Origin of the sequence: Mesorhizobium sp. M1A.T.Ca.IN.004.03.1.1, assembly GCF_003997555.1 — a bacterium.
In the GTDB taxonomy this organism is placed as follows: domain Bacteria; phylum Pseudomonadota; class Alphaproteobacteria; order Rhizobiales; family Rhizobiaceae; genus Mesorhizobium.
This window is the reverse complement of sequence record NZ_RZTV01000101.1, coordinates 1-343: the sequence shown is the minus strand read 5'-3', so window position 1 is coordinate 343 and position 343 is coordinate 1. Positions and strand designations below refer to the sequence as shown.

Annotated in this window: 1 protein-coding gene; it reads left to right on the top strand. The window is 53.1% G+C overall.

Features of this window, described 5'->3' with window-relative positions; translation table 11 throughout:
* Window positions 1-91 precede the first annotated feature (91 nt).
* The coding region (locus EOD29_RS30895; RefSeq protein ID WP_164763898.1) for a phasin family protein at window positions 92-343 on the top strand (252 nt) is incomplete at its 3' end.

Sequence of the window (343 nt, the reverse complement as noted above, 5' to 3'; positions counted from 1 at the left end):
CCTTGAGATGTTTTGCGTCGCACAAGACTACTTGACTATTTGTGCGTTGCGGCTACCCTGCCGCCATCCAACAGCCCAACGGAGGATGGCCATGTTCAACTTTGACGAAGCCAACAAAAAGAGCAAGGAAGCCGTCGACACGGCACTGAAAAACTATTCCGACACGACCAAGGGCTTTCAGGCGATCGCCGCTGAAGCCACGGAATATTCGAAGAAATCCTTTCAGGACGCGGTGACGCATTTCGAAACCCTAGCCGGTGTCAAGAGCTTCGAGGCCGCTTTCGAGCTGCAGACGAGCTACGTTAAGGCGTATTTTGAAGGCTTTGTCTCCGAGACCACGAAG